This window comes from Myxococcota bacterium, assembly GCA_039030075.1.
Classification (GTDB): domain Bacteria; phylum Myxococcota_A; class UBA9160; order UBA9160; family SMWR01; genus JAHEJV01.
This window is the reverse complement of record JBCCEW010000030.1, coordinates 1-16,924: the sequence shown is the minus strand read 5'-3', so window position 1 is coordinate 16,924 and position 16,924 is coordinate 1. Positions and strand designations below refer to the sequence as shown.

Annotated in this window: 9 protein-coding genes; 4 read left to right on the top strand and 5 right to left on the bottom strand. The window is 69.6% G+C overall.

What is annotated here, in order from left to right; all coding sequences use genetic code 11:
• Positions 1–13: 13 nt before the first annotated feature.
• The 4 genes from AAF430_23090 (at position 14) to AAF430_23075 (ending at position 10,926) form a co-directional block, all read left to right on the top strand.
• Entirely contained in the window at positions 14–1,774 is a 1,761-nt protein-coding gene (locus tag AAF430_23090) for a gamma-glutamyltransferase (GenBank protein MEM7413134.1), read from the top strand.
• Between the two features lie 55 nt (positions 1,775–1,829).
• A complete protein-coding gene (uvrA, locus tag AAF430_23085; protein MEM7413133.1) occupies positions 1,830–4,682 on the top strand; it encodes an excinuclease ABC subunit UvrA in 2,853 nt (950 codons plus the stop codon).
• Positions 4,679–6,298: a glucose-6-phosphate isomerase gene (gene pgi, locus AAF430_23080; GenBank protein ID MEM7413132.1), complete on the top strand. Its 1,620-nt coding sequence runs from the start codon at positions 4,679–4,681 to the stop codon at positions 6,296–6,298. Before uvrA ends, pgi begins: the two co-directional genes overlap by 4 nt.
• Before the next feature lie 125 nt (positions 6,299–6,423).
• Positions 6,424–10,926, top strand: a complete 4,503-nt coding sequence (locus AAF430_23075) for a protein kinase (GenBank protein ID MEM7413131.1) — start codon at positions 6,424–6,426, stop codon at positions 10,924–10,926.
• Positions 10,927–11,119: 193 nt separating this feature from the next.
• Here the strand turns inward: AAF430_23075 and AAF430_23070 are convergent, their stop codons facing one another.
• From AAF430_23070 to AAF430_23050, 5 genes are all read right to left on the bottom strand, one after another.
• The gene (locus AAF430_23070; GenBank protein ID MEM7413130.1) at positions 11,120–11,746 is read right to left on the bottom strand and encodes a PEP-CTERM sorting domain-containing protein; all 627 of its coding nucleotides are present in this window, start codon (positions 11,744–11,746) and stop codon (positions 11,120–11,122) included.
• Between the two features lie 289 nt (positions 11,747–12,035).
• Positions 12,036–13,241 carry a metallophosphoesterase gene (locus AAF430_23065; GenBank protein MEM7413129.1) on the bottom strand — a complete coding sequence of 402 codons (1,206 nt, stop codon included), beginning with the start codon at positions 13,239–13,241 and terminating at the stop codon, positions 12,036–12,038.
• Between the two features lie 94 nt (positions 13,242–13,335).
• Positions 13,336–14,412 (bottom strand): type IV pilus twitching motility protein PilT, encoded by a 1,077-nt coding sequence (locus AAF430_23060; GenBank protein MEM7413128.1) that lies wholly within the window; start codon positions 14,410–14,412, stop codon positions 13,336–13,338.
• A 15-nt stretch (positions 14,413–14,427) separates the two neighbouring features.
• Positions 14,428–16,002: a PilT/PilU family type 4a pilus ATPase gene (locus tag AAF430_23055; protein MEM7413127.1), complete on the bottom strand. Its 1,575-nt coding sequence runs from the start codon at positions 16,000–16,002 to the stop codon at positions 14,428–14,430.
• Positions 16,003–16,086: 84 nt separating this feature from the next.
• A partial coding sequence (locus AAF430_23050; GenBank protein MEM7413126.1) for an alanine racemase occupies positions 16,087–16,924 on the bottom strand: 838 nt, incomplete at its 5' end.

The window sequence follows — 16,924 nt, the reverse complement described above, 5'->3', positions numbered from 1 at the left end:
CATACTGCGCTCCATGACGACAACGCGCGCACCGGTGCGCAGCTTCGGGGGCACGGTCGCCGCCGGCCACTACCTCGCCACCCAGATCGGGGCCCAGATGCTCGCCTCGGGCGGCAACGCCGCCGACGCCGCCTGTGCCATGGGCGCGGCGCTCTGGGTATTGGAACCCACCCAGAACGGACCCGGCGGTGAAGTTCCGATCCTCGTGCGTGACCCGCGCGAGGACCGGGTGGTGGTGATCTCGGGCCAGGGTCCGGCCCCGGCGGCCGCGACGATCGAGCACTTCGAACAGCTCGGGCTGTCTCTGATCCCGCCCGACGGGCTGCTCTCCGCCGCCATCCCCGGCGCCCTCGACGCCTGGTGCCAGCTGCTCGAGCGCTATGGCACGCGTCGCCTCTCCGAGGTGTTCGCGCCCGCTCGTGCGCTCGCCGAGCGCGGCTTCCCGATGTACCCGTTCCTGCGTGTGCTGCTCGAGTTGATCGCGCCGCGCTTCGAACGCGAGTGGCCGAGCAGCGCCGCGATCTACACGCCCGTACCGCCGATCGGCGGTCGCCAGACCAACCCCGCGATGGCGGCGTGGCTCAAACGTCTCTGCGACGCAGACCGTCAGGCGTCGGGGCGCGAAGCGGGGATCCGCGCTGCACGCGCCGTCTTCTACGAGGGTCCCGACGCCGAGGCGATCGAGCGCTTCCTCACCCAGCCGGTGAAGGACGCCAGTGGCGAAGCCCATGCCGGCTTGCTCACCGCCCACGACCTCGCGACCTACACGGGAGCGTGTGAGGAACCCGCCCACCTCGCCTCCCGCGGGTCGCGTGTGTGGAAGGCGGGAGCCTGGAGTCAGGGGCCCGTGTTCCTCCAGCAGCTCGCGCTCCTGGGCGCCACGCCGCTCGGCGACCTGTCGACGGCCGATGCCCTGCATCGTTGGATCGAAGTCGCGAAGCTCGCCTTCGCCGACCGGGACGCCTGCTACGGCGATCCCGCGTTCGTGAAGGTGCCGCTCGACCGCCTGCTCTCGGCGGAGTACGCCGCCGAACGCGCGCGCCGCATCGACCCGAAGCAGGCCTCCCGCGAACTCGTGCCCGGCATGGGCCGCTTGCCGAAGGGCTGGCCGCTGGGCGCCGCCGCGCCCCAGGCACCGGTGGAGCCCGGTGCCCTCGCCGCTTCGCGCGGCCGCACGGATACGACGATGTGCGTCGCCTCCGACGCGTCCGGACTCGTCATCGCTGCGACCCCGAGTGGCGGCTGGATCCCCACGTCCCCCGTCGTCCCCGAACTCGGCTTCCCCGTCGGTACCCGGCTCCAGATGGCGGTGCTCGACCCCGAGCACCCGAATGCCCTCGCGCCGGGGAAGCGCCCCCGCACGACGCTCTCGCCTTCGCTCGCCGAGCTTCCCGATGGACGCTGGCTCGCGTTCGGAACGCCCGGCGGCGACCAGCAGGACCAGTGGACCTCCCAGTTCTTCCTGCGCGTCCTGGATCAGATCGCGCGCGGCGAGAACGACCTGCAAGCCGCGATCGACGCCCCGACCGTGCACTCGGACCACATGCCGAGCTCCTTCTACCCGCGCCACGCGAAGCCGGCCGCGATCTCTGCTGAAACGCGGTTCGCCGACGGTGTGCTGGAAGACCTGGAGGGGCGCGGCCACGACGTACTGCGAGCGGGTCCTTGGGCCCACGGGCGGGTGCTCGCCGCGAGCCACGACCCGGCGACGGGTGTGCAGGAAGCGGCGGCATCGCCCCGTTTCGCCGTCGCCGACGCGATCGCCGTCCCCTAGCACGACGCGCTGCGGGGCGAGAAGCGCAGCGGGCGGGTATCCTCGCCCTCCCCTCATGGAACTCGATCACGTTCGGATTCGCGGCGCGCGGGAACACAACCTGCGCGGGATCGACGTCAAGATCCCGAAGAAGCAGTTGGTGGTGCTGACCGGCGTCTCGGGCTCCGGGAAGTCGTCGCTGGCCTTCGACACGCTCTACGCCGAGGGACAGCGACGCTACGTCGAGTCCCTCTCGGCGTATGCGCGGCAGTTCCTCGGTCAGATGGAGAAGCCGCGCTACGAGACCATCCGCGGCCTGTCTCCGACGATTTCGATCGAGCAGAAGACGACCGGGACCAACCCGCGCTCGACGGTCGGGACGATCACCGAGATCTCCGACTACCTGCGCGTGCTCTTCGCGCGCGTGGGAACCCAGCACTGCCACCAGTGCGGAAAGCCCGTACGCGGACAGACGGCTGAACAGATCAGCCGTGAGCTCGCGACCCTGCCCAAGGGCACGCGCCTCGTCCTGATGGCGCCCATCCTGGTGAACCGCAAGGGCGAGCACCGCGAGCTGTTGGCCGAGGTACGCCGCTCGGGCTTCGTCCGCCTGCGCGTCAACGGCGAGATGAAGCTCAGCGAAGAGGTCGAGGCCCTCGACAAGCGGCGGAAGCACACGGTCGAGGCCGTCGTCGATCGAATCGTCGTGAAGCCCGACGCGTTCTCGCGTCTCACGGATTCGGTGGAGACCGCGCTACGCGTGGGCGAGGGGCTGCTGATCGCGAACACGGACGACGGCGACCGCGTCTTCTCCGAGAAGATGGCCTGCGCCGACTGCGGCCTCTCGTTCCCCGAGCTGACGCCCCAGAGCTTCTCCTTCAACAGCCCCCAGGGCATGTGCGTCGAGTGCAACGGCCTCGGCACCCGCACCGACATCGACCTGCGACTCGTGATCCCCGACGAATCGCTCTCCCTCGACGAGGGTGCGGTGAAGTCGTGGGGTCCAAAGGTGTCGGAGAAGGTGGGCTGGAGCAGCGGCTTCCGGGCGCAGATCGTCTCGCAGCTGAAGATCGATTTCGATCGACCCTTCGCGAAGCTGCCGAAGAAGCAGCGCGAGCAGCTGCTCTACGGCACGGCCGACCGAACCTACCCGGTCAAGTGGAAGGGGAAGAGCGGCGGCGCCGGCTCCTTCGAGACCACCTGGGAGGGCATCGTCCCGCGCCTCGAGCGGCGCTTCAAACAAGCGAGCTCCGAGCGCGCGAAGCGTTGGTACGCCCAGTTCATCGGGGATGCGGAATGCTCGAGCTGCCAGGGGTCGCGGCTGCGCCCCGAGAGCGCGGCGGTTCGCGTGGGCGGCGGCACGATCGTGGACATCTCGTCGTTCACCGTCGACGCCGCGCGCGACTTCTTCGGCGGCCTCGCGCTGAAGGGCTCTGCGAAGCAGATCGCGGCCGAGGTCTTGAAGGAGATCAAGAGTCGGCTCGACTTCCTGGCGGCGGTGGGCCTCGGCTACCTGTCCCTCGACCGCGCCGGGCCGACCCTTTCGGGCGGTGAAGCCCAGCGCATCCGGCTCGCCAGTCAGGTCGGTTCGGAGCTCACCGGCGTCATCTACATCCTCGACGAACCGTCGATCGGGCTGCACCAGCGCGACAACAAGCGCCTCCTCCAAACCCTGCTGCGCATGCGCGACATCGGGAACACGGTCGTCGTCGTCGAGCACGACGAGGAGACGATCCGGGCGGCCGATCACGTCATCGACTTCGGTCCCGGAGCGGGCGTGCTGGGCGGAAAGATCGTCCATGCCGGCACGCCGAAGAGCCTCGAACGCCACGCGAAGTCGCTGACCGGCGCCTATCTCTCGGGCCGCATGGAAGTCGCGGTCCCCAAGGAGCGACGCGCTGCGACGGGCAGCCTGAAGATCGCCGGCGCCCACGAGAACAACCTTCGCGACGTCGACGTCGAGTTCCCGCTCGGCGTGCTGACCGCAGTCACGGGGGTTTCGGGCGCGGGGAAGTCGACCCTCGTCAACGACATCCTGTACCCGGCGCTGGCCCGCGAGCTCCATCAGTCCACCCGTCGCGTCGGTCGCTACCGGGCGCTGCACGGCCTCGATCAGATCGACAAGGTGATCCGGATCGACCAGCGCCCGATCGGACGCACGCCCCGCAGCAACCCGGTCACCTACATCAAGGTCTTCGACGAGATCCGCCGGCTGTTCACGAACCTCCCCGAGTCGCGGCTCCACGGCTACAAGCCCGGACGCTTCTCCTTCAACGTGAAGGGCGGTCGCTGCGAGGCCTGCGAAGGCGACGGCGTGCGCAAGATCGAGATGCACTTCCTGCCCGACGTCTACGTGCGGTGCGAGGAGTGCCAGGGGAAACGCTTCAACGAGGCGACCCTGCGGGTTCGCTACAAGGGGCGATCGATCGCGGACGTCCTCGAGCTGACGGTCCGCGAAGCCGCCGAGCTCTTCAGCGCGCACAAGGCCATCTGCCAACCCCTCGAGCTCCTGATGGACGTGGGTCTCGACTACCTGCACCTGGGACAGCCTTCGCCCACCCTCTCGGGCGGCGAGGCCCAGCGCATCAAGCTGGCCCGTGAGCTGGCGAAGCGCGCCACCGGGCGGACGCTCTACCTGCTCGACGAGCCGACGACCGGCCTGCACTTCGACGACGTCCGCAAGCTCCTGGACGTGCTGCAGCGCCTGGTCGACGCCGGGAACAGCATCGTCGTGATCGAGCACAACCTCGACGTCATCAAGGCCGCCGACTGGATCATCGACGTCGGACCCGAAGGCGGGCCGAGCGGCGGCGAGGTCGTTGCCTGCGGAACACCCGAGACCGTGGCGCGCACGAAGGGATCGAGTACGGGCCGCTATCTCGTCCCGCTTCTGCGCAAGAAGCGGGCCCCGCGAAAGAAGCGCTCGTGAGCGACGCCAGCGCGGAAGCCTGGCGCGCCCTGGAGTCACTCCGGGAACACGGCGCCGGGCTCGAGCTAAGCGGCCTCTTCGAGGCCGACCCCACACGCGGCGAAACCTGGGTGGCCGAGGGCGCGGGCTGGACCCTCGACTACGCGAAGAACCGGATCGACGCGCGCGGCCGCGATGCCCTGCTCGCGCTGGCGCGCGCCTGCGGCGTCGCCGCGCACGCCCGCGCGATGTTCGCAGGCGAGCCGATCAACCACACCGAAGGGCGGGCGGTCTTGCACACGGCGCTGCGCGCGCCCCGCGACACCGACCTTGCTCTGGAGGGGCAGCGCGTCGGCGAGGATGTCCACGCCGTCCTGGACCGCTTCACCGCGTTCGCCGACGAGGTCCGTGGAGGCGAGGTGAAGGGCTTCAGCGGGAAGCGCTTCCGGAACGTGGTGAACCTGGGCATCGGCGGATCCGACCTGGGGCCTCGGATGGTCGTCGAGGCATTGCGTGGGCAGCCGAGCGAGGCGCTCGACGTGCGCTTCGTGGCGAACGTCGACCCCAACGACTTCGCCCTCGTGACCCGCGACCTCGATCCGGCCGAGACCCTGTGCATCGTCTGCTCGAAGACGTTCACGACCCTCGAGACGCTCGCCAACGCGCGCGCCGCTCGCCGTTGGATCGTCGATGCCCTGGGCGACGAGGCGGCCGTGGCCGACCACTTCGCCGCCGTGTCGACGAACCTGACGGCCGTCGCCGAGTTCGGGATCGACACCGACCGCACCTTCGGCTTCTGGGACTGGGTGGGCGGGCGCTACTCGCTGTGGTCGTCGGTGGGACTCTCGATCGCGCTCGCCGTCGGCGGAGACGCCTTCCGCTCGCTTCTCGCGGGCGCGCGCGCCATGGACGAGCACTTCCGCGACGCACCGCTCGAGACGAACCTGCCGGTCCTACTCGCGCTGATCGGCGTCTGGTACCGCAACGTCCTCGGCTGGGAGAGCACCGCGGTTCTTCCCTACGACCAGCGCCTCGCGCGACTCCCCGAGTTCCTGCAGCAGCTCGACATGGAGAGCAACGGGAAGCGCGTCGACCACGACGGCCGGCCGGTGTCGCAGGCCACGGGGCCGATCGTCTGGGGCCAGGCGGGCACGAATGGGCAGCACGCCTTTTTCCAGCTGCTCCACCAGGGGGAGGCACTCGTCGCCTGCGACTTCCTCGGGTTTCTGGAGAGCGGCCACCCGCAAGGCGATCAGCACACCCAGCTCCTGGCCAACCTGTTCGCGCAAACCGAAGCCCTCGCCTTCGGAAAGAGCGCCGCCGAGGTCGAAGCCGAGGGCACGGCACCCGGCCTCGTGCCGCACCGCACCTTCCCGGGGAACCGGCCGAGCAACCTCCTGGTGGCCCCGGCCCTCACGCCCCACAGCCTGGGTGCCCTCCTCGCCCTCTACGAGCACAAGGTGTTCGTGCAGGGCGTGCTCTGGCGGATCAACTCCTTCGACCAGTGGGGCGTCGAACTCGGTAAGCAGCTGGCCCGGCGGATCGCCGAAGAGCTGACGGGCGCGGGCGCGCCGCAGCACGACAGCTCGACGAACGCCTGGATCGAGCGTTTCCGCCGACATCGCCAGAAAAGCTAGAAGCGCTTCCAGATCAACGGGTTGAGCGGATTTTTTGCCGGCTCCTGGTGGCCCGCCACGAGACTCCGCGGCGAGGATGAAAACGCGCTCAGCCAGAGCCCCAGGAGCGCCGATGCGCAGGTGCGATGCAGAGCGCCCTCGCACCTTTCCACGTCCGCACCGCCCGGGTGATCGCGTTGGCCGCGATCCTCGGATGCGCGTTCGCTCCGCGGATCGGAGCCGAGGACGCTCGCCCCGTCGCCGTGGCTCCGGCTTCGGTCGTCGGAGATCTGGCGCCGATCGCGCGCGGCTTCGATGCGTGGGTGGCCGAGTCGCTGCGCCGCGGCGGCCTCCAGCCCCGGCCCCTCACCGCTTCGGGCATGGCGGGCGTCGACGAGGCGGCCGCGCGAGGCGCCCACCACGCACTGCTCACCGAACTCTCCGAGCATCGCGGTGCCGTCGAGCTCCGTGTCGTTCTCTACGCACCGGGAACCCGCCAGATCCTCGCGACGGGCGTGGGTACTGCGACCCTGCACCAACTCGGAAGCGCCTGCGCGACCGCGCTCGAACAGGTGGCGCCCGCTCTCGGGCTCTCGGCGTCGGCGATCACGCCGCCGCTCCTCGATGAGCTCGCCAGCGCCACCCGAGCCCTCGACCTGCGGGACGCCGGTGAACCCTACGCCGCCTGGCGGGCCGTGGAGGGCAAGCTCGCGCCGGTCGCGATGCGCGCCCGCGAAGAGATCGTGGCTGCGGCGCGCCGCAACCAGGGCGACAAGGTCGAACGGGCGCGGGTGCTCGCGGCGAGCGGAGACCTGCTGGGCGCTTGGCGACTGGTGGGAAACGACGCCAACCGGTCGGCGCAGTCCCAGCAACCGAACGGTCATCTGCTCCTCGCCGCCGCCGAAGTCCAGCTGGCGCGCGACAACCCGAAGACCGCGCTGCGCTACCTCGACCCGGTGCTCACCGAGCGCGCCGAAGACCCGCACGCCTGGATCGCGATGGGTCGCGCGCGCTTTCAGCAGGGAGACCGCGAAGCCGCACGCGAGGCGCTCGACCGTGCCGCGAGTCTCGACGAGCAGGATGGCCTCGCCCTGCGCTGGCTCCTGAAGGTCGACGCCGACGTCCCGGGGCGCGCAGCATCCCACGCGCTTCGCGCGGGGCAGCGTGCAGCCCACCGACTCGAAACCGATCGCGCCCGCACCCACTTCGGACGCGTCGCTTCGCTCGACCCGAACCGGCAGGGTGTGGCGGCGGCCGCGCTCGGCCGCCTGGAGGCCCGTCTGGGCCGTCCCGCCGAGGCGCGCGCCGCATTCCAGGAAGCGCTGGACGCCGGGCACTCCGAGGCGGAGACGTGGAGCGGGCTGGGCACCGCGGCCGCGCGCGCGGGCGATCTCGCCGCGGCCGAACCGGCCCTGCGCAAGGCCATCGAACTCGACACGTCCCAGCCCGACGCCGTCGTCGAACTCGCCGTGATCCTCGTCGAGAGCGATCGCGCGAGCGAGGCGCAACCGCTCCTGGCGAAGGCACAGGAGCTCGCGCCCACCCGGGTCCCGACCCAGCTGCGTCTGGCCCGCAGCCTGCGCCTCGTCGGCTCCCACAGCGACGCGGCCGTCGTGTTGTCGAGCGGAGGCTCGATCGAAGACGTACGGCTGCTGCGCGAGGCCGCGCGCAACGAAACTGCACGGGGCGACAGCGAAGCAGCTCGTGCGCATCTCACGCGTGCCGCCGAACTGAAGCCCCACGACCCGGTGCTGCAGGAGGAACTCGCCGACGCCCTCGAAGCCACGGGCCACTCGAGCGGCGCCATCGAAGCGCGCCAACTCGCGGCGGTGCTCACGCGCGGCCCGTCCGAGGCGACCGAAGGCGGCGAATCGCTCGCCGAGTTCCACGACTTCGACTCGATGATCCTGAGCTTCTCCTCGAGCCTTTCCCAGGCGAGCCGCCACCAGGTGGTCCATCTCGGGCTGCGGGAGCCGTCCGACTGGAAGACCTGGCTGCGGCGAGCCGTGCGACCGAAGAATCCGGACGCCGCGCGACTCGAGGACGGAATCCGGGAAGCGGTCGGCGCACGGTTCCGACTCGGCTCGGTGCCCGCCGAACACTCCGAGACGCTCTCCCGCTACATCGACCAGCTGTACCGCTTCGAGCGCGAAGACGCGCTCGCCGCCGACGTCATTGCAGCAGTCAACGGCTCACTCGACACCGACGGGGTGTTCGTGGCTCGGCTGTTCGCGCACCCCGGCGATCACGCGAGCGTGGAATGCGACGCAGGCTCGTTCGCCTTCGAGACGCGCTTCTTGCGCGGGCGCTCTCCGGAAACGGTGAAGGTCCTCTCTGCCACGCACTGCGTAGGCGGCGGCCTGGCCGTCTACGGCGCGTGGAACCCCTGGGCCCTGGCCGCGCTCGGCGTGCTCCTGCTCGGCTGCGCCTTCCCGATGTTCCGGGGTTGGGGAACCATCGACATCCGGATCAAGCTCCCCGAGAAGACGAAGGGCTTCTTCAGCATCCACGTCACGACGCGACCGGACCAGGTCAAGCAGAAGACGATCGACAAGCGGACCGGCCGCGAGAAGATGAAGGGCAACCGGCGCTTCGACTTCCTCCGTCGCTTCGAGCGACACATGGCCGCGCGGGAAACGACCTTCAAGTGGATCCCGGCGCGCCGAACCCCCTACACCGTGACGGTGAGCGGGCCCCTGCTCGACGCCAAGGGCGAAGAAGTCATCGGCCACTTCCTCGAAGAGCAGCGCGTCCTGGTGAAGCGGCGCGGCCGCTCGGATCTTTGTTTCGACTTCCGACCGAAGGAATGCGCCGTCGAAGTGGAGATCCTGCGCGGTGGCCAGCCGGCGAAGAACGCCCGCGTCGCGATCCGCGGCGACCGATCCTCGCTGCGCTACGCCCGCGACGGTCGCGCCTATCTGTACCTGCAGAAGGGGGAGTACACCGTGCTCCTCGGGGACAAGGACGCCGCGGGCGAGTTCCAGATCTACATCGAGAACCTCGACAAGGCGGTGCCGCTCCACGTCGACCTCGAAGAGTGCGAGCTGGTCTTCCGCGGCTGCCCGGAAGCCGTCGAGCCGTTCCTCACCGGTGACCTCGACACCGCCTCTGAAGCGCTCGCGCGGGCCGGCGACGAGACGGCCGCCGCGCGTCTGCGCGGTGAGCTGCTCGAGCGCCAGGGCCGCTCCGAGGATGCCTCCATCGAACTCGAAGCCGCGGGCCGCCTCGACCATGCGGCGGAGCTGCGTGCAGACTCGGACGCCGAGGGCTCGGCGCAGCTCTTCGAGCAGGCCGGCGACCACGCGCGAGCCGGAGCAGCCTACCGCGAAGCGGGCCAGTTCGAGGAGGCCGCCCGTTGTTTCGAGGAAGTCTACGACTACGGCAACGCGATCGAGTGCTGGCGCGAGGCGGGCAACGAGGAGCGTGAGCTCGCCCTCCTAGAGCGACTGGGCGAATACACCGACGCCGCCGAGCTAGCCCGCAGCATGGGCGACATCGATCGGGCGATCCAGAACCTCCAGCAGATCGACCAGCGTCACCCGAACTACGGGCATACCTGCCGTGTGATCGCCGAGATCGTCAGCGAACGCGGCGATCACGAACTCGCCGTCCAGAAGTTCGAAGAGGCGCTCTCGGGCGTGGGCGCCGAGAACGCTTCGATCGACATCCTGGAGAGTTACGCCACCGTCCTCGAGAAAGCGGGGAAGACGAGCCAGGCCCTCGAGACCTGCGAGATCATCCGGCGCCGCGACGTCGCACGCGGCGACATCACCGAACGCATCGAGCGGCTCCGCACGCGGGTCGAGGCACGCTCCCCGAGCGCTGCTGGCCCCGAGGCGAGCACCGAGCCGATCGAGAGCCGCTACGAGACCCTCGAAGAGATCGGGCGCGGTGGCATGGGGGTCGTCTACAAGGCGCGCGACAAGCGACTCGGCAGGATCGTCGCCTTGAAGCGCCTGCCCGAGAATCTGCGCGAGCACCCCAATGCAGTCGAGCTCTTCGAGCGCGAAGCGCGTGCAGCGGCGGCGTTGAACCACCCCAACATCGTCACCCTCTTCGACGCAGGCGAAGAGAACGGCAACTACTTCCTCTCCATGGAGCTCCTCGAGGGACGCCCGCTCAACGAGATCGTCCGGAAGCACCGCCGCATCTCCGTCCGGGATACCGCCCGCATCGGCATGCAGATCGCCGCGGGGCTCCACTACGCCCACCAGCAGCGCATCGTCCACCGCGACATCAAGACCGCGAACGTCTTCTTCACGAACGACCAGGTCGTGAAGATCATGGACTTCGGCATCGCGAAATCACTCGAGGAGGTGCGACGCTCGACCACGATCGTCGGCGGCACGCCCTACTACATGGCGCCCGAGCAGGCGACGGGTGCGGGCGTCGATCACCGCGCCGATCTCTATGCCTTCGGCGTCACGCTCTACCAGCTGGCGACGGGCAGCCTGCCCTTCAGTGACGGAGACGTCACCTACCAGCACGCCCACGAGGCCCCGCCGGATCCCCGCGAGATCCAGATGGACATTCCGGCGGACTTCGCGGCCCTGCTCCTGCAGCTGCTCGAGAAGGACCCGGACGCACGCCCGCCCCACGCGGTGGCCGTGGCGCAGTCGCTCCGCGCCTGCGTCGAATCGATGGCCTGAGGGACGCGAGCCCCGCAGTTCGGGACCGCTCGCGTGCCTGGTCTTCCGACGCTTCCGGCGCGCCTCCACACCTCGCGCCGGCGAACCGGCTGGCCGCCGTCACGATCCCGAACGCTCCGATCCCGGGCATCACCGCGCTCCCGGACGGCAGCGGGAACGGAGCGATCGGCTGCGCAACGCCGGAGCGTGGGACCTAGGACGAGCGGCGGCGGCGTGCGGCGAGGGCCGCGAGGCCGGCGGTGAGCAGCGCGAAGGTCCCCGGCTCGGGAACGATGGGCGGCGGCGGTGGTCCCGGATCGCCGGTGGGCGGATCCGGACTTCCGCTGAAGTTGTTGAACTGCTCGAAACCGAAGCCGCCACCGGGCGGCGGAATGATGTCGAAGAGCTCCGGATCCCAGAGCGGCGTCACGTCGACGCGCAGCTCGTCGACGGCGTCCGCGAACAAGGCGGCGGATGCGTACTCGGCTTCGTCGAGGACGATGCTGTCGCCCTGGCTGCGCGGGAAGCTCGGCAGCCCTGCGACGAGGACCCCTTGGCGTCCGCGATAGCGACTGCTCTTGAACAGCGCCTCGATGTCGACCGGACGCGAAGCGGTTCCCTTCGTGAAATCGTTGGGACCGATCAGAGGGCGCTTCGAAGACCGAATGCGGCGGAAGGTGGCGGACGCGTAGTCTTCCTCCTCCTCCTCGTACTCCACGGTGACCGCACCCGGCGCCAGAATCCCGAGGAACATGAACGCCGGCAACAGCAGGATCAGGAAAGCGGCCAGGCTGTGCCGCTTCTTGCCGTGCTGCTTCTGTGCCGGAGCCCGTTCGGCCATCACTCTCCCAAGAGCGCAACCGCGCGCAAGGATGCACGCGGGAGTACTTGCTCTTGGCGTTATCGGAGCGACGACGACCACCCTTGACGGGAAGTCGGGAAACGACGTGGATTCCCGAGACGTTGCGCGTTGCTGAAACACACGAATGCGTCATTCGTGCGGCTCCAGCGCACGCGTCGCATGTCAGCGCAATCCGTTGCCGATCGACGAACGCTCGCGAGTGGTACGAGAGCGGGCGCTTCCGCTGCCGCGCGAATCGACGCTCAGCGCGTCGTCGGGTAGTCGGGGATCAGGAGGCCGCAGCCGGTGCGCAACGCAGTGTGATCTCGGTGATCTCTGCCGGAGCCCCGAAGCGGATCGGCGGACCCCAGAACCCGGTGCCGCGGCTCACGTAGAGGTGCGCGCGGCCCTCCCGATAGCGGCCAGCGACGTAGCGGGTGGCGAGACGCACGAAGTAGACGAAGGGCCAGAGTTGACCGCCGTGCGTGTGGCCAGAGAGTTGGAGATCGAGGGCTTCGTGGCGCGCGGCCTTGTAGGTGGCGGGATCGTGGGCGAGCAGCACGGCGGCGCGATCGGGATCGCGCCCTTCGAGCGCCCGCATGAGGTCCTCGCGCCCATCCCCGACGAAGTGGGCATGATGATCGTCGACTCCCACGAGATCGAAGCTCGCCGCGTCCGTGCCGATCTCGACGCGTTCGTTTCGCAGGGGACGCATGCCCAATGCTTCGACCTCGTCGACCCAGGCCTGGGCGCCCGAGTAGTGATCGTGATTCCCCGTCACGAAGAAGACCCCGTGACGCCCGCGCAGCCCGGCGAAGGGAGCCACTTCTTCCGCGAGCCAGCGAGCGCTGCCGTCGACGAGATCCCCCGTGACGGCGACGAGATCCGGATCCAAGGCGTTCACGCGCGTGGTGAGTGACGCGGAGAAGCGTCGATCGAGGATCGGGCCGATGTGGATGTCCGAGATCTGGACGATCCGGAACCCATCCAGTGCGGCCGGCCAGGCCTCGATCTCGAAGGTCTCGCGACGCAGCTCCGGGCCGCCGAGTCCGGAACGCAGGCCGAAGCCCAGTGCCACCGCGGTCACCCCACCGACGAACACCGCCCGCCACAGCGCGCCGTTCGAAACGACGCTCGCCTGGCTGGCCGCATGGGCCTCGCTGCCCACCACCCAGAGCGCTGCGTCGGTCGCGAACAAGAGCAGCAGGAGCCAGAACCCCGCTCCCATCCACACCGAGGCGGGCCAAGCGATGAAGCGCCCGAGCCGATGGGGCAAGGTGCGCTCGGCGATCGGCTGCAGCACGAGCAGCGCGCCCAACCCGGTGACGATCAGAGCCCCCCAGGTTTCCCAGGAACCGCCCCAACCCGGATCGACGACGAGCCGCTGGTAGAGATAGCGGTGCGTCAGATGGAGAAAGCCCACACCGAGCACGGCGAAGACGCCCATGGCCAGGGCGCGGATGCGCTTTGCGCGAGTGGCGTCGGGCTCGCTCATGGGCTGGGACCATAGCCAGCTTCGCACCGCGGGCCCGGGGGCTCTACACGACCGCCCGGCCTGCGCGCCGGAGTGGTGCGCGACCCGCGGAGGGTCAGGCGGCGCGCTCCTCGGAGCCCGCCATGCTCTCGAAGCGCTGCTTGTTCGTCGCCTTCATGTAGGCGTCGGCGCCGCTGATGCGCCCTTCCTTGGCGTAGGCAAAGAGCACGTCATCCATCGCCTGCATGCCCTGGGCCTTCCCGGACTCGATGATCGAGTTGAGCATCGTGATCTTGCCCTCGCGAATCACGTTGGGCAGGCCCTGGGTGCGCAGCAGGATCTCCTGGGCCGCGCACCGACCCTTGCCGTCTGCGGTCGGCAGCAGGATCTGCGAGACGACGGCCGCCAGCGATTCGGAGAGCGAGATCCGCACCTGGTTCTGCTCCTTCGCGGGGAAGGCGTCGATGATGCGGTCGATCGTCTTGGCGGCGCTGTTCGTGTGGAGCGTCCCGAAGACGAGCAACCCCATCTCGGCGGCGGAGATCGCCAGCCCGATCGTCTCGCGGTCGCGCATCTCGCCCACCAGCACGACGTCCGCGTCCTGACGGATCGCGGCGCGCAGCGCCGGCCCGAAGCCCTGGGTGTGGGATCCCACCTCCCGGTGTGACAGGACGGACTGCTTGTTCGGATGCACGAACTCGACCGGGTCTTCGATCGTGACGATGTGGCGGCACTGGTTCGTGTTGATGTGATTGATGATCGCGGCCAGTGTCGTCGACTTACCGGAACCGGTCGGGCCGGTCACCAGGACCAATCCTTTCTCGAGCTCGGCCAGCTTCACCACCGCCTCGGGCAGCTTCAGCTGCTCGGCGGTCAGGATTTCCTCGGGAATGATCCGGAATACCGCGCCAGCGCCGTTCTCCTGAACCAGGTAGTTCGCGCGAAAGCGCGCGACGCCAGGCAGGCCGTAGGCGAAGTCGAGGTCGCCATCGCGCAGGTACTCTTCCCACTGCTCCGGCGTGGCGATCTCCTGCATCATCGCGCGCAGGGCGGCGTCGTCGAGTTCGCACTGCCCCTCGATGACGTCGAGGGCCCCCTTCACGCGCATGCGCGGAGCCACGCCCGATGCGAGGTGCAGGTCCGAGCCCTTCCGGTCCTTGAGAGCGATCAACAGAGTGTCGAGTGCAGCCATGGGTTCGTCTCCGCGCTAGGCCGCGAGGGCCTTGCCGTCTTCGAGGTGCCGCGCCGCCTCTTCCGCCGTCACGTCGCCGCTCTGGACGAGTTCGCGGATCGCGTTGTCGAGCAGCGCCATGCCCTGGGATCCACCGGTCTGGAGGATCGAGTGGATCTGGAAGGTCTTGTTCTCACGGATGAGGTTCGAGACGGCGCGGTTGACCACGAGGGTCTCGAGCGCCGGCACCCGACCGCTCCCATCCGCCTTCGGCAACAGTCGCTGTGAGATCACCGCGCGCAGCGACTCAGAGAGCATCGTGCGCACCTGGTCCTGCTGGTCGGCCGGGAACGATCCGACCAGGCGGTTGATGGTGCGGATCGAGTTGTCCGTGTGCAGCGTGGCGATCACGAAGTGGCCGGTTTCGGCCGCCGAGAGCGCCAGCGAGATCGTCTCGAGGTCGCGCAGCTCGCCGATCGCGATCACGTCCGGGTCCTCGCGCAACGCGCCACGCAGCGCGCGCGCGAACGACTCGGTGTGCAGATTCACACTGCGTTGGTTCACGAGGCAGCGCTTCGAAGGGTGCACGTACTCGATCGGATCCTCGATCGTCAGGATGTGCTCCCGCCGTTCCTCGTTGATCAGATTCACGAGCGCGGCCATCGTCGACGACTTGCCGCAGCCCGAAGGCCCCGTCACGACCACCATGCCCTGGTGGTAGGTGGTGAACTTCGCGAGCCGGGCCGGCAGCCCGAGCTGCTCGAGGGTCGGCGGCTCGGCCGAGATGTAGCGCAAGACGCCGTCGAGGCCGCGCTGCTCCCGGTAGAAGTTCGCGCGGAAACGGCCGATCCCCTCGAAGGTGTGGCACACGTCGAGCTCGCCGCGGGCGGCGAGCATGCGACGCTGGGAGTCGTCGAGGGCCGAGAGCAGCATGCGCTCGGCCACCTGCGTGTCGAGAGCGCTGCTCCCTGCCGGCTGCAGGCATCCGCCGACGCGGATCTGCACCGGCGAACCCGGATGCAGGTGCACGTCGCTGGCGCCGCGACCGACCGCGTCGCGCAGCACATCGAGGAAGGCCTCGCGGTCGCTGGCACTCGGTTCGGCGAAGTCTTCGACGCGACCGATCGCCGAGTCCTCGTCGGGCTCGGCTTGCGCCCGCGTGGGCGTGACGGGCTTCTTCGACGGCGTCGCCGGCTTCGCGGGCGGCGCCTCTGCGACCGGGGGGGCGGTCGGCTCGGCCTGGGGTGCCGCTCCCGGGGTGGGCGCCGCGGGGGTCGCCGCTTCGGGCGCCGACTCGGCAGCGGGAGTCTCGGGGGCGGGCTCGACCGCGCGCAGCGGTGCGGCGTCCTCGTTCCGCGGCTTCGGCGGCGCATCGACCAGCCCCTTGTTCTGCTTCGCGCGGTGCTTCGCGATCACCTGCTGCTGGGCGGCGGCGAGCTTCGCGAGCTGGGCCTGATCGATGTAGCCCTGGTCGACGAGTAACTGCCCGAGCCGGGGCTCTCCCCCTTGCTGGCTCTGGAGGCGCGTCACCTCCACCAGCTGGTCCATCGTGATCATTTTGAGGTGGACGGCGAGGCGTCCCAGCAGCGGCATCGACTTCGCGTTGGACATCGGCCGGCGTATCGGCCTGCCCTGCCCCGGTCTGGACCCCGTCGGTGTTTTCTTCCTCGCGTCTCCGCAGGATCGCCGGGAGCGCTACCAGCCGCGTAGGTCGATCGGCCAACGGTCGACGACCGTATCCCCTTCAACGATGTGCAAGTGTTCGTGATAGGCCAGCGTGGGATCGACGTGTGCGGGCCGGAAGCGCAGCCGGTCGCCAACGGCGACGGGGGACTCCGGCGCGAAGGTCACGTGTTCGTCGGAGCAGAACCAGACCTGGGCGCCCTCCAGGCTCGGGTTGCCGTGGTCCATGCCCTGGGCCTTCAAGCCCGCGTCGGCCACGGCGAAGCCCTCGGAGACCGAGAGTACGGTCGAGAGCAGCGAGAGCGCCGGACGGAAGGGAAGCCCGACCGCATCGTAGGCGGTGTCCATCAGCACGTAGGAGCCCGCCTGGATCTCGGTGGCGATCTCGTGCTCGGCATAGGTGCCCGTCCCGCCGGCCGACACGACGTCGCCTCCCACGTCGGCGTGGGCGCGCGCCAGCTTCTCCATGGCGGTCGCCACGCCGGCCGCCCGCTCGGTGACGTCGGCTTGCAGCATCAGGTGTCCCTCGTAGCCCATCACCCCGCGTACGTTGAGCCCGTGCCCGCGCGCGCGCTCGGCGAGCGCTCCCGCCGCCTCGGGCGCGCAGCCACAGCGCGGCAGCCCGACGTTCACGTCGATCAGCACCTCGCGGACGCCACCCTTTGCGGCGGCGTCGACGGTCTCGTTCGAATCGACGGCGAGCGTGACCCGCGCATCGACGCGGCCCAACCGGCTGGCGTCGACGACTTCATTGGCGAGCAGCAGGTCGTCGCCGAGTCCGGCGGCGGCCATGCCCTCGACCTCCCGCACCGTCGCGCAGGTGAAGGTGCGATGGCCGTGGGCGGCCTGG

Coding starts and splice junctions, on each gene's coding strand:
- AAF430_23090 (MEM7413134.1), top strand. CDS start 14: ATGACGACAACGCGCGCACCGGTGCGCAGCTTCGGGGGCACGGTCGCC.
- uvrA (MEM7413133.1), top strand. CDS start 1,830: ATGGAACTCGATCACGTTCGGATTCGCGGCGCGCGGGAACACAACCTG.
- AAF430_23075 (MEM7413131.1), top strand. CDS start 6,424: ATGCAGAGCGCCCTCGCACCTTTCCACGTCCGCACCGCCCGGGTGATC.
- AAF430_23070 (MEM7413130.1), bottom strand. CDS start 11,746: ATGGCCGAACGGGCTCCGGCACAGAAGCAGCACGGCAAGAAGCGGCAC.
- AAF430_23065 (MEM7413129.1), bottom strand. CDS start 13,241: ATGAGCGAGCCCGACGCCACTCGCGCAAAGCGCATCCGCGCCCTGGCC.
- AAF430_23060 (MEM7413128.1), bottom strand. CDS start 14,412: ATGGCTGCACTCGACACTCTGTTGATCGCTCTCAAGGACCGGAAGGGC.
- AAF430_23055 (MEM7413127.1), bottom strand. CDS start 16,002: ATGTCCAACGCGAAGTCGATGCCGCTGCTGGGACGCCTCGCCGTCCAC.